Below are 22,094 nucleotides of genomic sequence, written 5' to 3'. Positions count from 1 at the left end.
CATGGCCAAGACTGCTCTGAAGGTCAAGGCGGCCCGCAAGCCCAAGTTCGCCGTCCGCGGCTACACCCGCTGCCAGCGCTGCGGACGCCCCAAGGCCGTCTACCGCAAGTTCGGCCTGTGCCGCATCTGCCTGCGCGAGATGGCTCACCGCGGCGAGCTGCCCGGCGTGACCAAGTCCTCCTGGTGACCACCAGCCACACCAACCGCTGAAGGTCCGCTCCTGCGGGAGCGGAAACCACAGAAGAGAGAGAACGACCTTCCATGACGATGACCGACCCGATCGCAGACATGCTCACGCGTCTGCGCAACGCCAACCAGGCGTTCCACGACGACGTCTCCATGCCCTACAGCAAGCTCAAGCAGGGCGTCGCCGAGATCCTCAAGCAGGAGGGCTACATCGCCTCCTTCGACGTGACCGACAACGAGGGCGTCGGCCAGACGCTCACGATCACCCTCAAGTACGGCCGCAGCCGCGAGCGCTCGCTCGCCGGTCTGCGCCGTGTCAGCAAGCCCGGCCTCCGGGTCTACGCCAAGCACACGGGCCTGCCCAAGGTGCTCGGCGGCCTCGGCATCGCGATCATCTCGACGAGCCAGGGTCTGCTCACCGACCGTCAAGCCAACCAGAAGGGCGTGGGCGGAGAAGTCCTCGCCTACGTCTGGTAACCGAGACCGAGATAGGAGAAACACAGCATGTCGCGCATTGGCAAGCTCCCCGTCGCGGTCCCGTCCGGTGTCGACGTGGCCATCGACGGCCCCCTGGTGACCGTCAAGGGTCCCAAGGGAACCCTCAGCCACTCCATCCCCGCACCGATCGCCGTGGTCAAGGGTGACGGCGTCCTCGACGTCACCCGTCCCGACGACGAGCGCATCAGCAAGTCGCTCCACGGGCTGACCCGCACCCTGGTCAACAACATGGTCGTCGGCGTGACCGACGGCTACGAGAAGAAGCTCGAGATCGTGGGCGTGGGTTACCGCGTGCTCTCCAAGGGCCCCACGCAGCTCGAGTTCCAGCTCGGCTACTCGCACGTCATCATCTTCGACGCGCCCGCCGGCATCACCTTCACCGTCGACGGACCGACCCGCCTCGGCGTGGTCGGCATCGACAAGCAGCTGGTCGGCGAGACCGCCGCCAACATCCGCAAGCTTCGCAAGCCCGAGCCCTACAAGGGCAAGGGTGTCCGCTACTCCGGCGAGCACATCCGCCGCAAGGTCGGAAAGGCTGGTAAGTAGTCCATGGCCGTCAAGATCAAGCAGCAGAAGCACGCGTCCAAGCGCCTGCAGTCGCGGCTCAAGCGCCAGGTGCGCGGTCGCAAGAAGCTCTCCGGCACCCCCGAGCGTCCGCGCCTGGTGGTGACCCGGTCCACCAAGCACATCTCCGTCCAGGTCGTCGACGACCTGGTCGGCAAGACGCTGGCCTCGGCCTCGACCATGGAGGCCGACCTGCGCGGCCTCGACGGTGACAAGAGCGCCAAGGCGACCCGTGTCGGTGAGCTCGTCGCCGAGCGCGCCAAGGCGCAGGGCGTCGACACCGTGGTCTTCGACCGCGCCGGCAACAAGTACCACGGCCGGATCGCGGCCCTGGCTGACGGGGCCCGCTCCGGCGGGCTCGTGTTCTAGAGCCAGCGACCAACACGAACAGGGAGTAGAGAACTCATGAGTGGACCCCAGCGCGGACAGCGTGGTGGCGGCGACCGTCAGGGTCGTGGCCGCGACGGCGGTCGTGGTCAGGGTGCTGAGAAGAGTCAGTACCTCGAGCGCGTCGTCGCGATCAACCGTGTCGCCAAGGTCGTCAAGGGTGGTCGTCGCTTCAGCTTCACCGCCCTCGTCGTCGTCGGTGACGGCGACGGCATGGTCGGCGTCGGCTACGGCAAGGCCAAGGAGGTGCCCGCGGCGATCGCCAAGGGTGTCGAGGAGGCCAAGAAGGCGTTCTTCCGGGTGCCCCGCATCCAGGGAACGATCCCGCACCCGGTGCAGGGTGAGAAGGCAGCCGGCGTGGTGTTCCTACGTCCGGCCTCGCCCGGTACCGGCGTCATCGCCGGTGGCCCGGTGCGCGCCGTGCTCGAGTGCGCCGGCATCCACGACGTGCTGAGCAAGTCGCTCGGCTCGTCGAACCAGATCAACATCGTCCACGCGACGGTCGAGGCCCTGCGCCTGCTCGAGACCCCGGAGGCCGTCGCGGCTCGCCGTGGCCTGCCCGTCGAGCACGTCGCACCGGCTGCCCTGCTGAAGTCCCAGGCCGAGGGGCGCCAAGAGGCTCTCGACGCCGCAGCAGCAGGAGTGTCGTGATGGCCCAGCTCAAGATCCAGCAGTTGAAGTCCACCATCGGGTGCAAGGCCAACCAGCGCGAGACCGTGCGCTCGCTGGGCCTCAAGCGCATCGGTGACGTGGTCGTGAAGGAGGACCGGCCCGAGATCCGCGGCATGGTCCACACCGTCCGTCACCTGGTGACGTTCGAGGAGGTCGAGTGACATGACGCTCAAGTTGCACCACCTGCGCCCCGCACCGGGCGCCAAGAAGGCCAAGACCCGCGTGGGTCGCGGTGAGGGCTCCAAGGGCAAGACCTCGGGTCGCGGTACCAAGGGCACCAAGGCCCGCTACCAGGTCCCGGTGGCGTTCGAGGGTGGCCAGATGCCCATCCACATGCGTCTGCCCAAGCTCAAGGGTTTCCGCAACCCGTTCCGCGTCGAGTTCCAGGTCGTCAACCTCGACAAGCTCGGCACCCTGTTCCCCGAGGGCGGCGACGTGACCGTCGACGCGCTGGTGGCCAAGGGTGCGGTCCGCAAGGGCCTGCCGGTCAAGGTGCTCGGGCAGGGTGACATCGACGTCAAGGTGTCGGTCACCGCGCACGCGTTCTCGGCCTCGGCAAAGCAGAAGATCGAGGCCGCTGGCGGCTCGGTCACCCTGGGCTGAGGCCAACCTGGCGCTCGGTGTCACGGCCTGGGGTAAGGTCACGGCACAATCTGTGGATCCAACTGGAGGACGTATGCGGCCATCTCGGCTAGGAACTCGGCTCGGTGTACTTGTCTTTGGCGTGACCTTGGCCCTCACCTTCGGTGGGCCGGCCCATGCGGCGTCCGGATGGAGTCAGTCCTACTTCGCATCCGTAGGCTCAGAGACCTACGTGCTGAAGAAGGACGACAACGAGCGGGCGCGCAGCACGGCGAAGTCGGACGCTACCGTGAAGCTTTCCGACAAGTCCGCGGACGGACTCGGCCAGCGACTCTACTGGCGGGTCAACGGTGCCACCACGTACAACGTCTGCGAAAACCGTGGCGGGTCCGGCACCTCGAAGACCTGCTCCGTGACGAACAACAAGTTCATCCAGTACAAGTTCTGTGTCATGTCGACAACAGCAAACGTGGCGTGCGCTGATGAGGACGGCTTTCAGACCTGAGCGATCGCGTCGGCCCGATGGGGGTGCGATGCGGCGTGAGTACTTCCTCGGTTCGGATCGTCGCGAGCAGTTCGCGGCGATCCGAACTGGGGCTCAGCGCTAGGCAGTCCGGGGCAACCGGGTGTGTGCGAATGTGTCATGAGGTCAACCAGTGCGCTTAGCCGACGCGTTGGGCCAGCGTTCGTAATCAGTTAACGAAAAGAGGATTTCGAGTGCTCACCGCGTTCGCGAACGCCTTCCGGACCCCGGACCTTCGCAAGAAGCTGTTGTTCGTCCTGGGCATCATCGTGATCTTCCGGGCTGGCTCACAGATCCCGGCCCCGGGGGTGAACGTGACTGCTGTGCAGTCCTGCCTCGGTGACGACGCCAACAGCACCGGTGTCTACAGCCTGATCAACCTGTTCTCCGGCGGGTCGCTGCTCCAGCTGACGATCTTCGCGCTCGGGATCATGCCCTACATCACTGCCAGCATCATCCTGCAGCTGCTCGTCGTGGTCATCCCGCGGCTCGAGGCGCTGAAGAAGGAGGGGCAGTCTGGCCAGACCAAGATCACCCAGTACACCCGCTATCTGACGCTCGGTCTCGCAATCCTGCAGGCCACGGGCATCGTTGCTCTCGCGCGGTCTGGCAACCTGCTCCAGAACTGCCCGAACGTCCTGCACAGCGACAGCCTCTCGACGTTCATCGTCATGGTCGTGACCATGACCGCTGGCACCGCCGTCATCATGTGGCTCGGCGAGCTCATCACCGAGCGCGGCGTCGGCAACGGCATGTCGATCCTCATTTTCACCCAGGTCGTCGCCACCTTCCCGGGCCAGCTGTGGGCCGTGGGCAAGACCAAGGGCTGGTGGACCTTCGCCATCGTGATCGTGATCGGCATGGTCATCATCGCCGCGGTCATCTTCATCGAGCAGGCCCAGCGCCGCATCCCCGTCCAGTACGCCCGCCGGATGGTCGGACGCAAGATGTTCGGCGGCAGCTCGACCTACATCCCGCTCAAGGTCAACCAGGCCGGCATCATCCCGGTTATCTTCGCCTCCTCGCTGCTCTACCTGCCGGCGATGGCGGTGCAGTTCAACCAGGGCAACGCCGACGCGCCCGGTTACATCAACTGGATCAACGCGCACTTCGTCAAGGGCGACCACCCGTACTACATGGCGGCCTACTTCGCGCTGATCATCTTCTTCACCTACTTCTACGTCTCGATCACCTTCAACCCCCAAGAGGTGGCCGACAACATGAAGAAGTACGGCGGCTTCATCCCCGGGATCCGGGCGGGCAAGCCGACCGAGGACTACCTGTCCTACGTCCTGTCCCGCATCACGCTGCCGGGTGCGCTCTACCTCGGGCTGATCTCGTTGATCCCGCTGGTCGCGCTCGTGCTCATCGAGGCCAACCAGAACTTCCCGTTCGGCGGTACCTCGATCCTGATCATGGTCGGCGTCGCACTCGACACGGTCAAACAGATCGAGAGCCAGCTCCAGCAGCGCAACTACGAAGGATTCCTGCGGTAACACATGCGCCTCATCCTGATGGGCCCTCCCGGAGCCGGCAAAGGGACCCAGGCCACCACGGTGGCCTCCCACTTCGGCATCCCCGCGATCTCGACCGGCGACATCTTCCGGGCCAACGTGTCCCAGGGCACCGAGCTGGGGGTCGAGGCCAAGCGCTTCATGGACGCCGGTGACTACGTCCCCGACGAGCTGACCAACAAGATGGTCCGCAACCGCATCGACGAGCCCGACGCCGTGCCCGGCTTCCTGCTCGACGGCTACCCGCGCACGCCGGCGCAGGTCGAGGAGCTCGACGGGATGATCAGCTTCACCGGGCACAAGCTCGATGCGGCCGTCGTCCTCACTGTCGACCCTGACGAGCTCGTCGCCCGGTTGCTGCAGCGGGCCCAGACCGAGGGCCGCGCCGACGACACCGAGGACGTCATCCGCCGGCGCCAAGAGGTCTACGCCGAGCAGACCGAGCCCCTCATCGACCTCTACCGCGCCCGCGGCATCCTCGTCGAGGTCGACGGCATGGGCGAGGTCTCCGAGGTGACCGCGCGCATCTTCGCGGCCCTCGACGTGATCCCCGAGTCCTGAGCCGCGGCCGTCATGGGATGGCGTGACCGCGGCGTCCAGATCAAGACGCCGGAGCAGGTCGCGCTGATGCGCCGCGCCGGGCTGGTGGTCGGGCGCACCCTCGAGATGGTGTGCGACCTGGCGCGCCCTGGCCTGACCACCGGCGAGCTCGACGCTGCCGCCGAGAAGCACATCCGGCAGCTCGGGGCGACCCCGTCGTTCCTGGGCTACCACGGGTTCACCGGCTCCTTGTGCCTGTCGGTCAACGACGAGGTCGTGCACGGCATGCCGGGCCGGCGGGTGCTCGCCGAGGGCGACCTCGTGTCGATCGACTGCGGGGCGATCGTCGAGGGCTGGCACGGTGACGCCGCGACCACGGTCGCCCTGGGCGAGGTCCCCGACGAGGTGGTCGCCCTCAACCGGGTCACCGAGGAGGCCATGTGGCGCGGCATCGCCGCCGCGGGCCTCGGCGGCCGCGTCACCGACATCTCCCACGCCGTCGAGAACCACGTGCGCGCGTCGGGCGACTTCGAGATCGTCGAGGACTACACCGGCCACGGGATCGGCTCCGAGATGCACCAGCCCCCCGACGTACCCAACCTCGGCAAGCCGGGCCGCGGGCCGCGACTGGTGCCGGGCCTGGCCCTGGCCGTCGAGCCGATGGTGACCCTCGGAAGCGCGGACGTCGACGTCCTCGACGACGACTGGACCGTCGTGACCCGCGACGGGTCCTGGGCGGCCCACCACGAGCACACCTTCACCCTCACGCCCGACGGCGGCACCTGGGTCCTGACCGCGCTCGACGGCGGCCGGAGCATGCTCGAGTCGCTCGGCGTCACCTACGGCGGAGACTGACCCGTCGCCCATGGGCGACGGGTCAGCGTCGTTCTGGTGGTGACCCGTCGCCCATGGGCGACGGGTCAGCGTGGATGGGTGAGCCCTCGGGGCTCAGGCGCTGGCGCGGTCCTGCTGCTGGACCTGGTCGTGGGCGACGCGGGCGGCGTCGTCGAGGGCCTCGGCGGCCTGGCGCAGGGCGACGACGTGCTGGGCGGTCCAGTCGGACTCGAAGCGGTTGCGGTCGTTGCCGACCCAATCGGTCGACGAGAGTCCCTGGCTGAGGCGTGCCTCCATGGCGCGTACGCGTTGGGCGACGTCGGCCATCGTGGTGGCCAGTGCCGTGACACTCTCGGTGTCCATCCCGTAGATCACGAGGGCACCTCCGTCCGCGCCGTGGTCCGGCCGGCCTGGGTGCGCGCGTGCTCGACGGCGATCCGCGCCAGCTCGGCGGTGCGTTCGGTGACCGACGCGACGGTCTCGGCGCGGGCCCAGGCCCGCTGGGACCCCGGGCTCGAGACCACCGACCAGGAGCCGAGGGGGCCGGTGAACAGGCCGGTGAGGTCGGGACGCTCGACGGGGGCCCCGGTCTCGCGGGTCACGACGAGGACGTCGGCGCGCAGGTAGGCCTGGCCCAGTCGCTCGAGCAGCTCGGCGGGCGCCTCGGAGTCGGGGGCCACGGCCAGCTCGACGTCGTCGCCCGCGCCGTCGGTGGCCTCGGGGTGCACGACCGCCGCGGCCAGCAGGGCCGGGAGGTCGCGCGCGTGCCCGAGGGCGAAGCGGTGCAGCCCGTCGCTGCCGACCTCCTCGAGGAGCGCGACCTCCTCGACCACGTGGGCGTACCAGAAGTCCTGGGCCGACGAGGTGGTGCGCGCGACCGCGACGACGGCCGATGCGCTCTGGCGTAGCGTCAGCGCCGAGAGCACGTCGTTGCGGACCCGCAGGTCGATGCCGACGTCGCCGCCGGTGGCGGCCGCCGAGGACTCCAGGACCGCCGCGACCCCCGCGGGATCGGGCGGGTCGACGATCCCGCGGGCCACGAGGCCGCGGAACGCGGTGCGTCGTACGGCGTCACGCTCGGCCACCGGGACGGCGTCGAGCACCGGGGCCACGACGACCCCCTGGGCCGGCACCAGCACCGACAGCTCCTCGTCGGTGAGGATCTCGAGCGCGATGGTCTGGGCCGCCGGGGCCGGCTCGGCGGGGCTGGCCTTCTCGTCGCTGTAGGTGATGCTCATGCGCCTGCTCCTGCCGGTCGGGCGCCGCCGCCGAGCAGGCCGCGTGCCCACCCGATCGCCGACTCGTAGCCACTGCTGATGCCGTCCCACGCCCGGCCGGCGGTCTCGCCGATCTGCGTGGTCACGCGGGTCGCGGTGTCGCGGATGGTGCTCCAGTGGTCGACGACGTAGTTGCCCGCGCTCCACAGCCCGTACGCCGTCACGGCGACGGCCGCGACGGTGGCGGTCACGGGGGCCGAGGCGACCAGCGCGGCTCCGCCGATCAGGAGCGTCGCTGCCCCGGCGGCACCGGCCAGCCCGAACCCGCGGGTGGCCCAGCCGCGCCACCCGTCGTAGCCACCGCCGGTGAACACGTCGACCACGCCGGAGATCGCGGTGAGGGGCAGGAAGGCCTTCCCGAGCAGCTTGCCGAGGCCGGGGAGCCCGATCTTGGCCAGGAAGCCGCCCTCCTTGGCGCCCTGCATGAGCACCTTGAGCGCCTCGGCGACCTTGACCGAGCTGAGCAGCTCGCCGAGGACCTTCATCCGCAGCAGCTTGAGGAAGTCGACCAGGGACTTGGCCTTGAGGACCGCGCTGATCGGCTTCATCAGGAAGTTCTTGATGGTGTTGAGGTCGGTGAGGAGCTTCATGACGCCGTAGCCGGCCGCGGCGCCACCGGCCGCCCCGCTGCCGCTGGCCTGCTCCTGCTCCTGGGCGTTCTGGGCGAGCAGCTTGCCGGCCGTCGCGAGGGCGTCGCTGACGCCGGCCATCCGCTCCTGGGCGAAGGTGCCCCACTCGTTCTTGCAGCGGTCGGCGTCGGGGCCGTGCCAGTCGCGGGCCGCCTCGATCGAGCCGGCGATCCGGGCACTGAGGTCGCGCAGCTCCTGCGCGCCGTCGCCGAAGTCGGCGGCGAGCCGCTCGAGTGCCTCGACATCGGCACCGATGAGTCCGGCCATGACTCCTCCTGCTGTCCCGTTCCGTCGCGTCTGGTCAACGTGACGACGTGGCAGCACGCTAGGTCGGTCGGACGGTCCCCGTCTGTAGGGAGGCGGGCGGAGACTTCCGGGTCGTCGGGCGATCGTCGGGTGATCGTCGCGCGGGACGCTCCGGGTTCAGTCGACGCAGCGCTCGGTGAACGCCGACGCGTCGGACCCGCGGATGAGCCGTACCTGCACGCAGACCCGGCTCGCCGCCTTCACCGTGACCCTCGGATCGGCGGTGCGGGCGCCCTCGTCGGTGTCGGTACGTCGCCACTCGAAGGTGTCGCCGCCGCGCGCGGCGTCGGCGGCGCGCCAGGTGAAGACGACCTGCGCGCCACGGCGTACGCCGTCGACCTGAGGGGGCAGCTGCACCAGCCCGTCCTCGACGGGCGCAGGCGTGGTCGGCGGTGGCGCCGCGGGAGGCTCCTCCTCGCCGCCGCCGCGCAGCGCCAGGGCGACGACCACCGCCGCCACGACCAGGACCCCCAGGACCGCCCAGACCCAGGCGGCCCGCGACCCGTGCTCGACGACGGCGGCACCGCCGGGGACCACGGCCGACTCGATCCGCGCCGCCCGAGGCCCGGAGGCGGGGATGACGGTGATCGGCTTGACGTAGGTCGCGTCAGGGTCGCCCGAGGGCGGGGGAGGGGCGCTGCCCTCGCCGGCCGGACGGTCGCCCTCGACCGCGATGGCCGTGCGGGCGTAGCCGGCCTGGGACTCGACGCGCTGCAGCGCGCGGGCCAGCTCGAGGGCCGACCCGGGCCGGTGCTCGGGCGGCTTGGCCAGGCACTGCGCCAGCAGCGCCTCGAGCGCCGGGGGTACGTCGGGGCGCCCGGTCGCGGGGGCCGGCGTGTGCAGGATCCGCGCCGACAGGGCGCGCGGCGTGTTGTCGCCGTGCTGGACCGCGAACGGTGAGCGGCCGGTCAGCAGGTTCCAGATCGTCGCGCCGAGCGAGTAGACGTCGCTGGCCACCGAGCCGTTGGAGCGGCCGTCGAGCAGCTCGGGCGGCGACCACGGGTAGGAGATGCGGACCTCGGACTCGGCGGCGATCTCGTGGAGGTAGCCGGCGATGCCGAAGTCGGTCAGCGCCGGCTCGCTGTAGGTGGTCACCAGCACGTTGCTGGGCTTGATGTCGCGGTGCACGATGCCCGCGCGGTGGGCGGTCTCGACGGCGCTGGCGAGCTTGATGCCGGTGCTGAGGGCGTCGGCGACCGGCATCGGCGACTGGCGCACCCGCACCCCGAGGTCGGGCGGCGGGCAGTAGCGCATCACGAGGTAGGGGCGACCCGCCGCCGGCCCGGTGCCGCCGGTCATCCCGGCGGTGATCACCGAGACGATGTAGGGATGGTCGGCGAGCTTGGCCATCGCGTTGGCCTCCGCGGCGAACAGGCCCTTCTCACGCTCGGTGAGCGACACGTCGGGCCGCACGACCTTGACCGCCACCCGCTGGCGCGGCCACTCCTGCTCGAAGAGGAACACGTCGGCGAAGCCGCCGCTGCCGAGGTGCTGCAGGAAGGTGTAGCCGGGGATCTCGGGGGCGCCGGTCACGAGGGGCTCACTCGGTGACCTCGTAGACGATCTCGTAGCTGTCGGCCAGGTCGAGCACCTGCCCAGGCTCCCAGACGTACTGCTCGTGACCGCGGATGCGCTGCGCCGGTCGCCCGGGCACCCGCAGCGTGGTGCCGCCCCGGGACCCGAGGTCGGTCGCCAGCACCAGCCAGCCGTCGAGGGCGACCGCCAGGTGGCTGCGGGAGACGTACGTCGAGTCCGCCGGCAGCCGCACCAGGTGGGGCCAGTCGGCCACCGCGCCGACGGGCTCGGGCTGGCGACCGAAGACCACCCCGCGGTCGAGCGGCACCCGCTCGCCGTCGGGGAGGTGCAGCGTCCCGAGCCGCGGGCGCGGCATCCGGTGGGGCTCCTGCGCCGGCACCGGCTCGTGGCAGACCCGGCAGCGCGGGCTGTAGGCCGCGGTGACGTGGCCGGCCGGGCAGTGCACCGCGAGGACCATCTCGTGGGTCGCGTGCTGCAGGTGACCGGGCGGCGGAGGGGGCGGCGGGAGGCCACCGGCGGTCTCCGGGCGGTAGGTGGTCTGCCCGTCGTGGTCGTAGTCGTGGCCGTGGTCGGGGTCGGGGTCGAGCGCGGCGCCCGGGTGGTCGCGGCGCACGGTGCTGGTCAGGCCCACCCGCTCGACCAGGCGGACGGCCTCGGGCGGCGGCTCGTCGGTCTGCACGGCGACGACCGACGCCTCGGGGAGAGGCGGCGGGGGCGGGGCGACCGCGGCCAGGATCTCCGGGGGGATGCCGTCGATCAGCCCCGCCACCGGCCCACCGGTCCCACCGGTCCCGCCGGGCCCGCCGGGCCCGCCGGCCGTCGGCGCCGGGGTGGGCTCTGCGACCACGGGCGGGAGCACGGCCCGCGCCGCCGGGCGGAGGACGAGCGAGGCGGCGCCGACGACGCCGCCGACGAGGCGTCGTACGGGTGCGTCGTCGGGGGCGGCCTCGCCCAGGTCGAGGGTGTGCACCCCGTCGAGCGTGTGGTGCCGGCCGCGGCCGCGGGTCACCGAGGTCTCGGCGCCGACGGTGAGGTCGACCAGGACCACGGCGGCGTCGGCCCCGCAGGTCTCGGCCACGGTGTCGAGGACCAGCGCGGTCTCGGCGCGCGGCCCGGTGAGCAGCGCCCAGAGGTCGTCGGCCGCCGCGGCACCGGGGGCCGGGGTGACGAGCAGCCACCGCGAGCCAGCGCCCACGACGAGCCCGTCACCGGGGGTGTAGGTCGCCTGCACAGGGGCATTCTCACCCGGCCTCGTGGCTCGGCGCAGCCCGGAGGTCGTTTACCCTCGTCCCACCCCAGTCACAGGAGGCCGCGTTGTCCGTCCCGGGCACGTTCAAGCGCCACCGCGTCGCCATCGCCTCCAACCTCGCGCTGCTCGTCGCGGCGGTCGGGGTGGTCGCGGTCGCGACCCAGGCCGACGGCTACCGCAAGCACGACGCGCAGCTGCACGACGGCGGCATCTGGGTGACCAACGGGCACGACGGCTACCACGGCCGGATCAACAAGCCGATCGCCCAGCTCGACGGGGTCGCCTTCGCCGAGCAGGACGCCCAGCTCGACGTCGTCCAGGACGGTGCGGCGGTGTTCGGCATCAACCTCTCCGCCGGGGTGCTGTCGGTGATCGACCCCGGCAAGGTGACGCTCCCCGACGGCGAGACGGCCCAGCTGCCGGCGGCCCCCCAGGTGCAGCTCGCCGGCGGCACCCTGGCGGTCCTCGACCCGGCGGAGGGCACCCTGTGGGCCGAGCGCGTCGACACCCGCAAGGGCGTCGACCCGGTCTCCGCCCTGGACACCGAGTCCGACCCGTCCGCGAGGACGGCCTCCGACGCCGGGCTCGCCGTCGCGCTCGACGGGTCCGTGCTCGTCGCCTCGGGCGAGGACGACAGGCTCCGCCGGTTCCCGGTGAGCGAAGCCGGCTTGGGAGCCCCGACGACCGAGGCGCTGGGTGCCGATCTCGGCTCCGGGACCACCGTCACGGCGGTCGGTGACCGGGCCGTGGTGCTGGACACCGCGTCGGGGGTGCTGCAGGTGGTGGGCGGCCCCGACGCCGACGTACCTCCCGGCTCCCAGCTGCAGGTGCCCGGACCGGACGCCGACTCCGTGCTCGTGGCGACCCCGTCCGCGCTGGTGGCGATCGACCTGACGAGCGGCGAGTCGACCGACGTCGTGCGCGACGCCATCGGCGGGCGGCCGACGACGCCGGTGCGTCTCGGTGCCTGCTCCTACGGCGCGTGGTCCGGTGGCTTCGGCGCCGTCGCCACCGCCTGCGACGGCGCGGAGCCGCGGGTGTCCGACCTCGGCACCGACACCGCCGACCTGGTCTTCCGGGTCAACCGCGGCGAGATCGTCCTCAACGACCGCTCGACCGGTGCCGTGTGGGACCTCGACTCCGACCAGCCCACCCGCCTCGACAACTGGGACGACTTCCAGCTCAAGCCCGACAAGACCGACAAGAACGAGCAGAACGAGAACCAGGACCAGGGCGACCGCCGGCCGCCGCGGGCCGAGGACGACGACCTCGGCGCCCGGCCCGGACGCACCACCGTGCTGCACCCCCTCGACAACGACACCGCGCCGGCCGGGCGGCTGCTGGCCATCGCCAGCGTCCAGGACCTCACCGACCCAGACGCCGAGGTGACCATCAGCCCCGACGGGCAGACGGTGCAGATCGAGCTCCCCGAGGGGGCCGGGCCGACCCGCTTCGACTACACGATCGACGACGGCCGCAGCGGCGTCAGCGACACCGCGACCGTGCGGGTCACCCCGCGTGCCGCCGACGCCAACGCGTCGCCCCAGCTGCGCGAGGGCTTCGAGCCCCGCACCTGGACGGTCCCGGCCGGTGGCACCCTCGACATCCCGGTGCTGCCCGACTGGCGCGACAAGGCCGACGGCGACCCGTTGGCGCTGGACACCGCGGCCGCGGTCGGTGGGGGCCGGTCCGGCGCGGTCGCCCGGACCACCTCGGCCGGCCGGGTGCGCTTCACCGCGCCGGCCCGCAGCGGCCTGGTCACCGTCAAGTACGCCGTCACCGACGGCATCGGCGAGCCGGTGCCGGACGAGCTCACCATCCAGGTCCAGGACGTCAAGGACCGCAAGGCCTACCCCGGCGTCGCCGAGCCCGACGTCGTGGCCGGCGAGGCCGGCAAGACCATCACGATCCGGCCCCTGGCCAACGACCTGCCGGGCTCCGACCCGGTGACGCCGACCGCGGTGTCGCAGCTGGCGGGCAAGGTCGCCCAGGTCGGCGGCGCCAAGGTCACCACCGACCTGGTCGACGGCACCGTCAGCTTCGTCGCCGACAAGCCGCGCACCTACTTCCTCGACTACGACCTGCGCTACGGCAACGCCCGCTTCGACCGCGGCCGGATCCGGGTCGACGTCAAGGCACCGGACAAGCCGCCCGAGGCGCCGGTGGCGATGCCCGACAGCGTCACGCTCTACGGCCAGGCCGCCACGCTCGTCGACGTCGTCGCCAACGACATCGACCCCACCGGCGGCATCCTCGTCGTGCAGGGCGCCGTGCCCGACCGCGACGACTCCCTCGACGTGGCGGTCGTGCAGGGACGGTGGCTGCGCGTCTCGGCCCGTACCGGCGAGCTGAGGCCCAACCCGCAGCTCGTCCGCTACACGATCAGCAACGGCAGCCGCTCCGGCGTCGAGGGGCAGGTCGTCGTGACCTGGCGTCCGGCGCCGGCCGACAACACCCCGGTCACCGAGGACGACCGCGCCGTCGTGCGCGCGGGCGGGGCGGTGTCGGTCCCGGTGCTCGACAACGACTTCAGCCCGGCCGGTGACGAGCTCGAGCTCGTGTCCGACCTGCCCGACCAGGACGCCGGCGTCCTCGCCGTACGCAGCGGCGACGACGACTCCGTGCCGACGGGGCAGGCCTTCGTCACCGACCGGTTCGTCCGGTACGTCGCGCCCCGGACCCTCGAGGACGCCGAGACCTTCACCATCCGCTACCTCGCGACCAACGCGGCGGGCCAGCGCACGCCCGGCACCCTCGAGGTCCAGGTCGTCCCGGCCACCCGACGCAACGAGCCCCCGGAGCCGCCCGTGCTCGAGGCCCGCGCCGTCGCGGGCGACACCGTCAAGCTGCGCCTGCCCGGGGTGGGCGTCGACCCCGACGGCGACCCGGTGACGCTCGTCGGCATCGCCTCGGCGCCCACGAGGGGTCGCATCGTCCGCTTCGGAGCGACGTCGCTCGTCTACCAGGCCTATCCCGGCAGCGTCGGCACCGACGAGTTCACCTACTCCGTCGTCGATGCCCTCGGTGCCGAGGCGACCGGCGAGGTCCGGGTCGCGGTCACCGCCCCCGGGACGCCCCAGCCCCCGCTCGCCGTCGCCGACTCGATCACCACCGAGCCCGGGCGCGTCGCGCGGATGGACGTCCTCGCCAACGACTACGTCGCCGCCGGCGACCGGGTGACGCTGTCGCTGCCGGTCAAGCAGCCCGGGGTGCGGCTCGAGTCGCCCCAGGGGCCGCTGGTCGTCACCGCACCGGCGACCGGTGCTCGCAACGTCGAGGTCGTCTACCGCGTCTCCAACGGGCTCGACTCCTCCCAGTCGACGGCGACGCTGCGCCTGGCCGACTCGTTCAACAACCCGCCGGTGGTCTTCGACGCCTACGGCACCCCCGCCGCCGAGGAGTCCGTCGGCGACGGCGCGATCGACTCCGGTGACGTCGACGGCGAGGGCGACGCCTCCTCGGTCAGCGTCGACGTGCTCGAGACGGCGTACGACCCCGACGGCGACGACGCCGACCTGCGCGTCGCCGAGGTGATCGCGCCCCCGGGCGTCACGGCCTCGGTGTCGGGCGGCAAGGTCGTGGTCGAGCGCGGCCGCGAGCCGCTCGTCGTACCGTTCCGCGTGGCCGACGCCGACGGCGGTTCAGCGACCGCCTCCATCTACGTGCCACCGCTCGAGGGCGGTGCGCCCTACGTCATCCCCGGCGCGGCCATCGAGGTCGCTCCGGGCGACACCGCCGACCTCGACCTCGCCGACTACGTGGCCGACCCGGCGGGCGGCCCGGTCGCGTTCACCCTGCGCGACCGCATCTCGGCCTCGCCGTCCGCGGCGCTGTCCCCGCGCATCACGGGAGAGGGCGCCTTCGAGATCGCCGCCGCGAAGCGGTACGCCGGCCCGGGAGCGGTCGTCTTCGAGGTGACCACCGGCGACTCCGTCGACGACCCCGACGGCGTCGAGGCCGTGCTGTCGGTCCCGGTCCAGGTCGGGGCGGCCGAGCCGATCCTGCGCTGCCCGGACGAGCCGGTGCGGGTGGCCCAGGCCCGCTCGGTGACCCTCGACATCGCGTCCCTGTGCCACGTGTGGACACCGGACCCCGCCGCCGTCGACGGGCTGTCCTTCGACGCCGACTGGCGCACCTCGGTCGACGGGCTCGGCATCATCGACCCCCAGGGCCCGACGATCGAGGTCAACGCCGACGGCGCCGCGGCGCCCGGCAGCCGGGCCACCCTCGAGGTGACGTCCGGCGGCAGCGCTCCGGGGCTCCTCGAGATCGTGGTCGTGAAGTCCCCGCCGCCGACCCTCGCGCCGATCCGGCTCGACGACATGTCCGCGGGGGAGCAGCGCACCATCGACCTGGCGCCCTACCTGCGGGCGGGCGTCATCGACCCCCAGCCGACCGTGGTCTCCGTCCGGCAGCTCACGGGGCTCGACGTCCGCGCCGCCAAGGACGGCTCGACGGTGCGCCTGAGCACCGGTGACAAGGTCAACGGTCGCGCGGAGTTCCTGGTGGTGATGAGCGACGTGACCGGCTCGACGGGTCCCGAGCGCCAGGTCGAGGGCCGCCTCGTCCTCGACGTGCTCGACCGGCCCGACGCGCCCGCGGCCCCCGTGCCGGGCAACGCCGTACGCGACCGCGAGGTGGCGCTGACCTGGCGCGAGCCGGCCCAGAACGGCTCGCCGATCGACCGCTACGAGGTGCGCAGCGGCGGCGTCACCCAGTCGTGCGGCGGCACCAGCTGCGAGGTGGGCGGGCTGCAGAACGGTCGCGACTACCGGTTCCAGGTGCGGGCCCACAACGCGGTCGGCTGGTCGGAGTGGAGCTCGCCGTCGGCGGTCGCCACGCCCGATGCCCGTCCGGGGCGGGTCGGCCCGATCGAGCTGGTCCAGGAGGGCGACGGCTTCGTCAAGATCCGCTGGACCCCGCCGGCCACCGAGACCTCCCAGATCAAGCAGTACGTCGTGTCGTGGCAGAACGGCGGCTCGACCACCACCCGGAGCCCCCGGCTCACCGTGACCGGTCTCGACAACAACCGGCCCTACTCGTTCACGGTCTACGCCGTCAACCAGACCTTCCGCGGCGAGGCCCGGGTCTCGGGACGCTTCCAGTCGTTCGGCACGCCCGCGAGACCGGCGGCCCCCGTGCTCACCGAGGCCCGCACCAGCTCCGACGACACCGCCGTGCAGGTCACCTGGCCGGCGGTCGACCCGCCCAACGGGCCCGGCCCGATGCGCTACACCGTGCTGCGCGACGGCCGGCCCCTGGTCAACTGCGTCGACATCAGGGCGACGACGTGCACCAACGCCGGCATCCAGTACGACGGCACCACCTACGCCTACTCCGTCCGCGCGACCAACAAGAACGGCAAGGGCAAGACCTCGACGGGGCCCGCCACGACGTTCCAGGCCGTCGGCGAGCCGGAGCCCTGGGGTCCGTGGACCGTGGCGCCGACGGGGGCGAACAACACCGGGACGACGAGCTACACGATCCCCGACACCAACGGGGCCCAGTCCCGGGTGCGGATCTACCGCGACGGTGCGCTGCTCACCGAGTTCGACGCCACCGGGCCCCGCACCGAGCCGATCGCGACGCCCGACAACGACGGTCCGCACGCGTTCCAGCTCGAGGCCTGCAACGAGAAGGGCGCGTGCGTGCGCTCCGACGTCCAGAACCTGCAGACCTACGGCCCGCTGAACCGGGGCCACATCACCAACATGACCTGGGACAACAACGGCAAGAACGTGCGGTGGTCGATCACCGTCGACGCCAACGGCGACCCGGCGACGCTGACCGTGCGCAGCAGGCAGCGCGGCACCCAGACGTTCGAGCTCCCCGGTCCCGGCACCTTCACCTTCCGCACGGAGGCGGTCGACATCGGCTACAGCAACACCGAGACGCTCACCGCCACGCTCAGCGACGCCTCGCCCGCCCGGGGACCCGCCGAGCGGCAGGCGACGTCGGACCGCACCCAGGACCCGCCCGACCCCACGGTGACGATCTCGAAGGGCGAGGCCTGCCGCGACGGCACCAGCAACCCCTGCGGCGGGAGCGCCGCCGCGGGCACCCTGTGCAACGTCCCGCAGTGCGCCAAGATCCGGTTCGAGAGCGCCAACTGGGAGTTCAACCCGATGTTCTGCGACCTGGTCGACACCCGGACCGGGAAGTACATCAACGACCGCCAGGTCGCGACCAACCGCACGGTGTCGCCGGGTCCCTACTACGGCTTCCCGGGTGAGACGGTGCACGCCGAGTGCGGCGACTCCTCGGGCAACGTGCTCGCCCGCAGCAACGACCTCCGCTGGCCCAACTGATGAGGAACACGTGACGATCTCCCACGAGCAGGCTGCGTGGTTCAAGCAGACCTTCGACCAGCTCACCGACAACATCGAGAAGGCGGTGCTCGGCAAGCGGCACGTCGTACGCCTGACGCTGACCTGCCTGCTGTCCGAGGGGCACATGCTCCTCGAGGACGTGCCCGGCACCGGCAAGACGATGCTCGCGCGTGCGCTGGCCAACACGGTGCAGGGCAGCCACGCCCGCATCCAGTTCACGCCCGACCTGCTGCCCTCCGACGTCACCGGCGTCACGGTCTACGACCAGCACAAGGGCACCTTCGACTTCCACCCCGGACCGATCTTCCACACCATCGTGCTGGCCGACGAGATCAACCGGGCCTCGCCCAAGACGCAGTCCGCGCTGCTCGAGGTGATGGAGGAGGGCCGGGTCACCGTCGACGGGCACCCGCACGACGTGGGCCGCCCCTTCATGGTCATCGCGACCCAGAACCCCATCGAGCAGGCCGGCACCTACCGGCTGCCCGAGGCGCAGCTCGACCGCTTCCTGATGAAGAGCTCGGTGGGCTACCCCGACAAGGCCGCCACCATCGCGCTGCTCGTCAACGCCAAGGTGCGCGACCGCGCCTCGCTCGTCACCCCCGTCATCACCTCTCAGACCATCGCCCAGATGAGCGAGCTGGCCGACGAGGTCTACGTCGACCCCGCCGTCATCGGCTACGTCGCCGAGCTGGCCGAGGAGTCGCGCCGCCAGCCCCACGTCAAGCTCGGCCTGTCCGCTCGCGGGTGCCTGGCCTTCATCCGCGTGGCCAAGACGTGGGCGGCGGCCGACGGTCGCGACCACGTCGTCCCCGACGACGTGCGGGCCATGGCCGTCCCCGTCCTGTGCCACCGACTCCTCCTCGACGCCGAGGCCCAGTTCACCGGCGTCACCGTCGACACCGTGATCGCGCGACTCCTCGACGCGGTCGCCCCGCCGACCGACCGCGTGGCGACGGCCTGAGGTGACGATGAGCGCCGTACGACGGGTGCTGGGGGTGGTCCGTCCCCTCGGCTGGCTGCTGCTCGGGCTCGGCGTGCTGGCGCTCGCCGTCGCGAGCCGCACCCACTGGCGTGAGCTCGTCGTGCTCGGCGCGACCTGCCTGCTGCTGCTGGCCCTCTGCCTGCCGTTCCTGCTCGGGCGCACCCGCGTGCACGTCGTGATCTCCCTGGCTCCCTCGCGCGTCGTGGCGGGCGGATCGGTGTCCGGCGGGGTCGACGTCACTAACACGGCGGGTCGCCGGATGCTGCCGACCCTGCTCGAGGTCCCGGTCGGGGAGTCGCTGCACCGCTACGGCGTCCCCGCCCTGGCCGCGGGCGCGACCAACGAGGAGTCCTTCACCGTGCGCACCGAGCGCCGTGGTGTCATCGGCGTGGGCCCGGCGATCACCCGGCGCGGCGACGCCCTGGGCCTGTTCTCGCGCGACGCGGTCTGGGCCCCGCTGCAGGAGATCCTGGTGCGCCCGCCGCTGGTGCCCCTGGAGGAGATGGGCGCCGGGCTGCTGCGCGACCTCGAGGGCGTCTCGACCGACTCGTTGTCGCCGAGCGACCTGGCCTTCCACGCGCTGCGCGAGTACGTCCCCGGCGACGACCTGCGCCACGTGCACTGGCGGTCCTCGGCCAAGGCGATGGGTGCCTCCGGTGACTCGCAGCTGCTCGTCCGGCAGTACCTCGACACCCGCCGCAGCCACGCCACCGTCGTGGTCGACGACGCCGTCGCCTCCTGGGGCAGCGACGACGCGTTCGAGACCGCGATGTCGGTGGCCGCCTCGATCCTGGTGCGCGCGGTGACCGACGAGTTCGAGACGTCGTTCGTCTGCGGGTCCTCGGCCTCCACCGGCACCGACGGCAACCGTGCCCTCGACGCGGTCTGCCGCGCCGTGCTGGGCGGGGGCCACGACGGCCTGGTGGGCGCGGCGCGCCAGGCGGTCCAGCTGGCCCCCGACACCAGCCTGCTCTTCCTGCTCAGCGGGGGCGAGACGGGACTCGAGACCGTCCTGCGCGCCTCGGCGGTCTTCCCACCCGAGGTCCGCCGGATCGCGCTGCTCCTGTCCGACGGGGCGACCCCCGCCGTCAGCGAGGTCAGCGGGCTCTCGGTGCTGCGCCTGGGCGACAAGGACGAGCTGGCCGGCCTGCTGCGCTGGAGCGTGCGATGAGCACGACCACCTCGTCCGCCACCTCCACCCGGTCCGCCCGGTCCGCCCGGCCCGCTCGATCCGCCACGTCCCGGTGGACCCCGACCCGGGCCGCGCTGGTCGACGTCGGCTTCCTGCTGGCCCTGTGCACGGTGGCCCTGCTCGGCCTCGGCACCACCTTCACCGGCGTCGGCTACCTCGTCGTGTCGCTGCTCGGCGTCGTCGTCGGCCTGCTGCTGGCCGGGCTGGTCCGCGCGCTGCGCTGGCCCGGCATCGCCGCGGTCACCCTCGGCGTGCCCGTGTGGTTGGGCGTCGCGGTGCTGATCGCCCAGGAGCCCTTCGGCCCGGTCACCGACCAGGTCGTCGGCGGCTGGAAGGACCTGCTCACGACGCTGCCACCGGTCGAGGGCTCGGGGGTCGTGCTGGTCCTGCCGTGGACCCTCGGCCTGGTCGCCGGGCTGCTCGGTGGGCTCACCCGCGCCCTGCGCTCCGGTCCGGTGCTGCTGCGCTCGGCCGTCGCGCTCCTGGCCCCGCTGCTCCTGCTGGGTGCGGTGATCCTGCTCGGCGTGACCCGTCCGCAGTCGCTGTGGCTGCAGGGCGTCGGGTTCGCGGTCCTGGCCGTGGGCTGGCTCGCGGTGCGCGAGGGGCGGCGGCTGCGTCCGGTCGAGGGCAGTGCGACCGGTCGCGCCCGGCGTACGACGGCGGGGCTGGTGCTGGTCGCCGTCGCCGGGGTCCTGGCCCTCCCGGTCACCTCCGCCGCGCTGGGCGACGACGACGGCCGGGTCGTGCTGCGCAGCAAGGTCCGACCGCCGTTCGACATCGGGCAGTACCCCTCGCCGCTGGCGTCGTTCCGCCGCTACGTCGAGGAGCCGGCGCCGGCCGACCCGCAGAACCTGTTCACCAAGACGTTGTTGACCGTGCAGGGGGTGCCCGCCGGGACCCGCGTGCGGATCGCGGCGCTCGACTCCTACGACGGCATCGTCTGGGGCGCCGCCGAGGACACCGACCCGACGACGACCGACGATGCGTTCCAGCGGGTCTCGAGCACCATCGACAACCCGGTCGAGGGCGCGCGTCTCGACGTCACCGTCACGGTGGGGGAGGGCTACGCCGCCGTCTGGCTCCCGACCGTCGGAGACCTGCAGTCGATGGACTTCGAGCGCGGCGACGCCGACGCCAAGCGCGACTCCTGGCGCTACAACCTCGCCTCGGCCACCGCGGTCGTGCCGACCGGCGTCCGCCCGGGCGACGTCTACCGCTTCACGACCGTGCAGCCCGACGACGAGGTCGAGGTGGACGACGCCCCGTCGAGCGCGGTGACCGACAACCGCTACGCCGCGGCCTTCCTCGACACCCAGGCGCGGCAGTGGTCCGCCGGGGCCACCGACCCGATGGACCGGGTCTTCAAGATCGCCGACCACCTCAAGACCGCGGGCAAGTACTCCGACGGGGTCCTGCAGGCCGAGAAGATCTACCACCCCGGCCACCACCAGAAGCGGCTCGGCGACGAGTTCGCCAACGCGCCGATCCCCGTCGGCAACGACGAGCAGTACGCCGCGATCATGGCGCTGCTCGCCAACAGCGTCGACGTCCCCGCCCGCGTCGTGATGGGCGCCGTGGTGCCGGCCGGCGGCGTCGTGCGCGGCAAGGACGTCTCGGCCTGGGTGGAGCTGCAGGTCGCCGACGGGTCGTGGCGCACCCTGCCGACCGAGACGTTCATGGACCTCGACCGGCCCGCCGAGCAGCCGCCGGTCACCGAGCAGCAGATGAGCGGCACCGTCGTCCCGCCACCCGCGCCGATCCCGCCCCCCTCGACCCTGGCCGAGCAGAACGACACCGAGCTCGACGACCGCAAGGTCAACCCGGCCGACGACGACGACGACCAGCCCGGCGCCCTGTCGGGCTGGTGGCGGTGGGTGGTCCTCGGGGTGGGCGGACCGCTGCTGCTGGTCCTGCTGGTCACCGGCACCATCGTCGGCCTCAAGGCCTGGCGTCGACGGCGCCGGCGGGCCGCCGCCCGGGCGTCGTCCCGGGTCGTCGGCGGCTGGCGCGAGCTCGTCGACCACGCCCGAGACCTGGGCCAGCCCGTCCCGGTCGGCGCCGGCCTGACCCGGCGCCAGCAGGCCCCCCACGTCGCCACCCCCGCAGCCCTCGACCTCGCCCGCACCGCCGACGGCATCGTCTTCGGTCCCAGCGACCCCGACCCGGCCGTCGCCGACGAGTTCTGGGCGATGGTCGACGAGGAGCGGCGGCTGATGACCGGGTCGGCCCCGTGGAAGCGGCGTGTGCGGGCGATGGTGGCGCTGCGCTCGTTCCGCCGGTCCTGAGATCGC

Annotated in this window: 20 protein-coding genes; 15 read left to right on the top strand and 5 right to left on the bottom strand. The window is 72.2% G+C overall.

All coding sequences use genetic code 11. From position 1 onward, the window contains the following. Window position 1: 1 nt before the first annotated feature. The 11 genes from FJQ56_RS05720 (at window position 2) to map (ending at window position 6,321) form a co-directional block, all read left to right on the top strand. Complete coding sequence (locus FJQ56_RS05720; protein WP_011757321.1) at window positions 2-187, top strand: type Z 30S ribosomal protein S14; 186 nt, start codon at window positions 2-4, stop codon at window positions 185-187. 74 nt (window positions 188-261) lie between these two features. Further along, window positions 262-663, top strand: a complete 402-nt coding sequence (gene rpsH, locus FJQ56_RS05715) for a 30S ribosomal protein S8 (RefSeq protein WP_140008188.1) — start codon at window positions 262-264, stop codon at window positions 661-663. Between the two features lie 27 nt (window positions 664-690). Continuing rightward, a complete protein-coding gene (gene rplF / locus FJQ56_RS05710) occupies window positions 691-1,230 on the top strand; it encodes a 50S ribosomal protein L6 (protein ID WP_140008187.1) in 540 nt (179 codons plus the stop codon). A 3-nt stretch (window positions 1,231-1,233) separates the two neighbouring features. Further along, on the top strand, window positions 1,234-1,617 hold the full coding sequence (gene rplR / locus FJQ56_RS05705; protein ID WP_140008186.1) for a 50S ribosomal protein L18: 384 nt from the start codon (window positions 1,234-1,236) through the stop codon (window positions 1,615-1,617). A 36-nt stretch (window positions 1,618-1,653) separates the two neighbouring features. Further along, window positions 1,654-2,286, top strand: a complete 633-nt coding sequence (gene rpsE / locus FJQ56_RS05700; RefSeq protein WP_140008185.1) for a 30S ribosomal protein S5 — start codon at window positions 1,654-1,656, stop codon at window positions 2,284-2,286. Continuing rightward, window positions 2,286-2,468 carry a 50S ribosomal protein L30 gene (gene rpmD, locus FJQ56_RS05695; protein WP_140008184.1) on the top strand — a complete coding sequence of 61 codons (183 nt, stop codon included), beginning with the start codon at window positions 2,286-2,288 and terminating at the stop codon, window positions 2,466-2,468. Before rpsE ends, rpmD begins: the two co-directional genes overlap by 1 nt. Before the next feature lies 1 nt (window position 2,469). Continuing rightward, a complete protein-coding gene (gene rplO / locus FJQ56_RS05690; protein WP_140008183.1) occupies window positions 2,470-2,910 on the top strand; it encodes a 50S ribosomal protein L15 in 441 nt (146 codons plus the stop codon). 211 nt (window positions 2,911-3,121) lie between these two features. Further along, entirely contained in the window at window positions 3,122-3,394 is a 273-nt protein-coding gene (locus tag FJQ56_RS05685) for a hypothetical protein (RefSeq protein WP_140008182.1), read from the top strand. 212 nt (window positions 3,395-3,606) lie between these two features. After that, a complete protein-coding gene (gene secY, locus FJQ56_RS05680) occupies window positions 3,607-4,908 on the top strand; it encodes a preprotein translocase subunit SecY (RefSeq protein ID WP_140008181.1) in 1,302 nt (433 codons plus the stop codon). 3 nt (window positions 4,909-4,911) lie between these two features. Beyond that, complete coding sequence (locus FJQ56_RS05675; RefSeq protein ID WP_140008180.1) at window positions 4,912-5,487, top strand: adenylate kinase; 576 nt, start codon at window positions 4,912-4,914, stop codon at window positions 5,485-5,487. 12 nt (window positions 5,488-5,499) lie between these two features. Continuing rightward, a complete protein-coding gene (gene map, locus FJQ56_RS05670) occupies window positions 5,500-6,321 on the top strand; it encodes a type I methionyl aminopeptidase (protein ID WP_140008179.1) in 822 nt (273 codons plus the stop codon). Window positions 6,322-6,414: 93 nt separating this feature from the next. On the opposite strand, the gene FJQ56_RS05665 is transcribed toward map, so the two are convergent. The 5 genes from FJQ56_RS05665 to FJQ56_RS22025 all read right to left on the bottom strand — a co-directional run bounded on the left by FJQ56_RS05665 (window position 6,415) and on the right by FJQ56_RS22025 (window position 11,279). Next, the gene (locus tag FJQ56_RS05665; protein ID WP_140008178.1) at window positions 6,415-6,663 is read right to left on the bottom strand and encodes a hypothetical protein; all 249 of its coding nucleotides are present in this window, start codon (window positions 6,661-6,663) and stop codon (window positions 6,415-6,417) included. An 8-nt stretch (window positions 6,664-6,671) separates the two neighbouring features. Then, window positions 6,672-7,538, bottom strand: coding sequence for a hypothetical protein (locus tag FJQ56_RS05660; RefSeq protein WP_140008177.1), 867 nt, complete (start codon window positions 7,536-7,538; stop codon window positions 6,672-6,674). After that, entirely contained in the window at window positions 7,535-8,473 is a 939-nt protein-coding gene (locus tag FJQ56_RS05655) for a WXG100 family type VII secretion target (RefSeq protein ID WP_140008176.1), read from the bottom strand. The genes FJQ56_RS05660 and FJQ56_RS05655 overlap by 4 nt, the downstream gene beginning before the upstream one ends. Before the next feature lie 156 nt (window positions 8,474-8,629). Further along, window positions 8,630-10,045 carry a serine/threonine-protein kinase gene (locus tag FJQ56_RS05650; RefSeq protein ID WP_170215278.1) on the bottom strand — a complete coding sequence of 472 codons (1,416 nt, stop codon included), beginning with the start codon at window positions 10,043-10,045 and terminating at the stop codon, window positions 8,630-8,632. Between the two features lie 7 nt (window positions 10,046-10,052). Beyond that, entirely contained in the window at window positions 10,053-11,279 is a 1,227-nt protein-coding gene (locus tag FJQ56_RS22025) for an FHA domain-containing protein (RefSeq protein WP_170215277.1), read from the bottom strand. Between the two features lie 83 nt (window positions 11,280-11,362). Here FJQ56_RS22025 and FJQ56_RS05645 point away from each other — a divergent pair, with 83 nt between their 5' ends. From FJQ56_RS05645 to FJQ56_RS05630, 4 genes are read left to right on the top strand one after another with little or no spacing between them, the layout of a single operon-like run. Beyond that, a complete protein-coding gene (locus FJQ56_RS05645) occupies window positions 11,363-17,605 on the top strand; it encodes an Ig-like domain-containing protein (RefSeq protein ID WP_140008174.1) in 6,243 nt (2,080 codons plus the stop codon). Window positions 17,606-17,615: 10 nt separating this feature from the next. Further along, window positions 17,616-18,590: an AAA family ATPase gene (locus FJQ56_RS05640; RefSeq protein ID WP_140008173.1), complete on the top strand. Its 975-nt coding sequence runs from the start codon at window positions 17,616-17,618 to the stop codon at window positions 18,588-18,590. A 7-nt stretch (window positions 18,591-18,597) separates the two neighbouring features. Beyond that, on the top strand, window positions 18,598-19,782 hold the full coding sequence (locus FJQ56_RS05635; RefSeq protein WP_140008172.1) for a DUF58 domain-containing protein: 1,185 nt from the start codon (window positions 18,598-18,600) through the stop codon (window positions 19,780-19,782). Next, window positions 19,779-22,088, top strand: coding sequence for a transglutaminase TgpA family protein (locus FJQ56_RS05630; protein ID WP_140008171.1), 2,310 nt, complete (start codon window positions 19,779-19,781; stop codon window positions 22,086-22,088). Before FJQ56_RS05635 ends, FJQ56_RS05630 begins: the two co-directional genes overlap by 4 nt. Window positions 22,089-22,094: the final 6 nt, after the last annotated feature.

The organism is Nocardioides plantarum (assembly GCF_006346395.1).
Lineage (GTDB): Bacteria > Actinomycetota > Actinomycetes > Propionibacteriales > Nocardioidaceae > Nocardioides > Nocardioides plantarum.
Note: the sequence above shows the minus strand (reverse complement) of the source record. Positions and strands in the feature narration are given on the sequence as shown.

Coding starts and splice junctions, on each gene's coding strand:
- FJQ56_RS05720 (WP_011757321.1), top strand. CDS start 2: ATGGCCAAGACTGCTCTGAAGGTCAAGGCGGCCCGCAAGCCCAAGTTC.
- rpsH (WP_140008188.1), top strand. CDS start 262: ATGACGATGACCGACCCGATCGCAGACATGCTCACGCGTCTGCGCAAC.
- rplF (WP_140008187.1), top strand. CDS start 691: ATGTCGCGCATTGGCAAGCTCCCCGTCGCGGTCCCGTCCGGTGTCGAC.
- rplR (WP_140008186.1), top strand. CDS start 1,234: ATGGCCGTCAAGATCAAGCAGCAGAAGCACGCGTCCAAGCGCCTGCAG.
- rpsE (WP_140008185.1), top strand. CDS start 1,654: ATGAGTGGACCCCAGCGCGGACAGCGTGGTGGCGGCGACCGTCAGGGT.
- rpmD (WP_140008184.1), top strand. CDS start 2,286: ATGGCCCAGCTCAAGATCCAGCAGTTGAAGTCCACCATCGGGTGCAAG.
- rplO (WP_140008183.1), top strand. CDS start 2,470: ATGACGCTCAAGTTGCACCACCTGCGCCCCGCACCGGGCGCCAAGAAG.
- FJQ56_RS05675 (WP_140008180.1), top strand. CDS start 4,912: ATGCGCCTCATCCTGATGGGCCCTCCCGGAGCCGGCAAAGGGACCCAG.
- map (WP_140008179.1), top strand. CDS start 5,500: ATGGGATGGCGTGACCGCGGCGTCCAGATCAAGACGCCGGAGCAGGTC.
- FJQ56_RS05665 (WP_140008178.1), bottom strand. CDS start 6,663: ATGGACACCGAGAGTGTCACGGCACTGGCCACCACGATGGCCGACGTC.
- FJQ56_RS05660 (WP_140008177.1), bottom strand. CDS start 7,538: ATGAGCATCACCTACAGCGACGAGAAGGCCAGCCCCGCCGAGCCGGCC.
- FJQ56_RS05655 (WP_140008176.1), bottom strand. CDS start 8,473: ATGGCCGGACTCATCGGTGCCGATGTCGAGGCACTCGAGCGGCTCGCC.
- FJQ56_RS05635 (WP_140008172.1), top strand. CDS start 18,598: ATGAGCGCCGTACGACGGGTGCTGGGGGTGGTCCGTCCCCTCGGCTGG.
- FJQ56_RS05630 (WP_140008171.1), top strand. CDS start 19,779: ATGAGCACGACCACCTCGTCCGCCACCTCCACCCGGTCCGCCCGGTCC.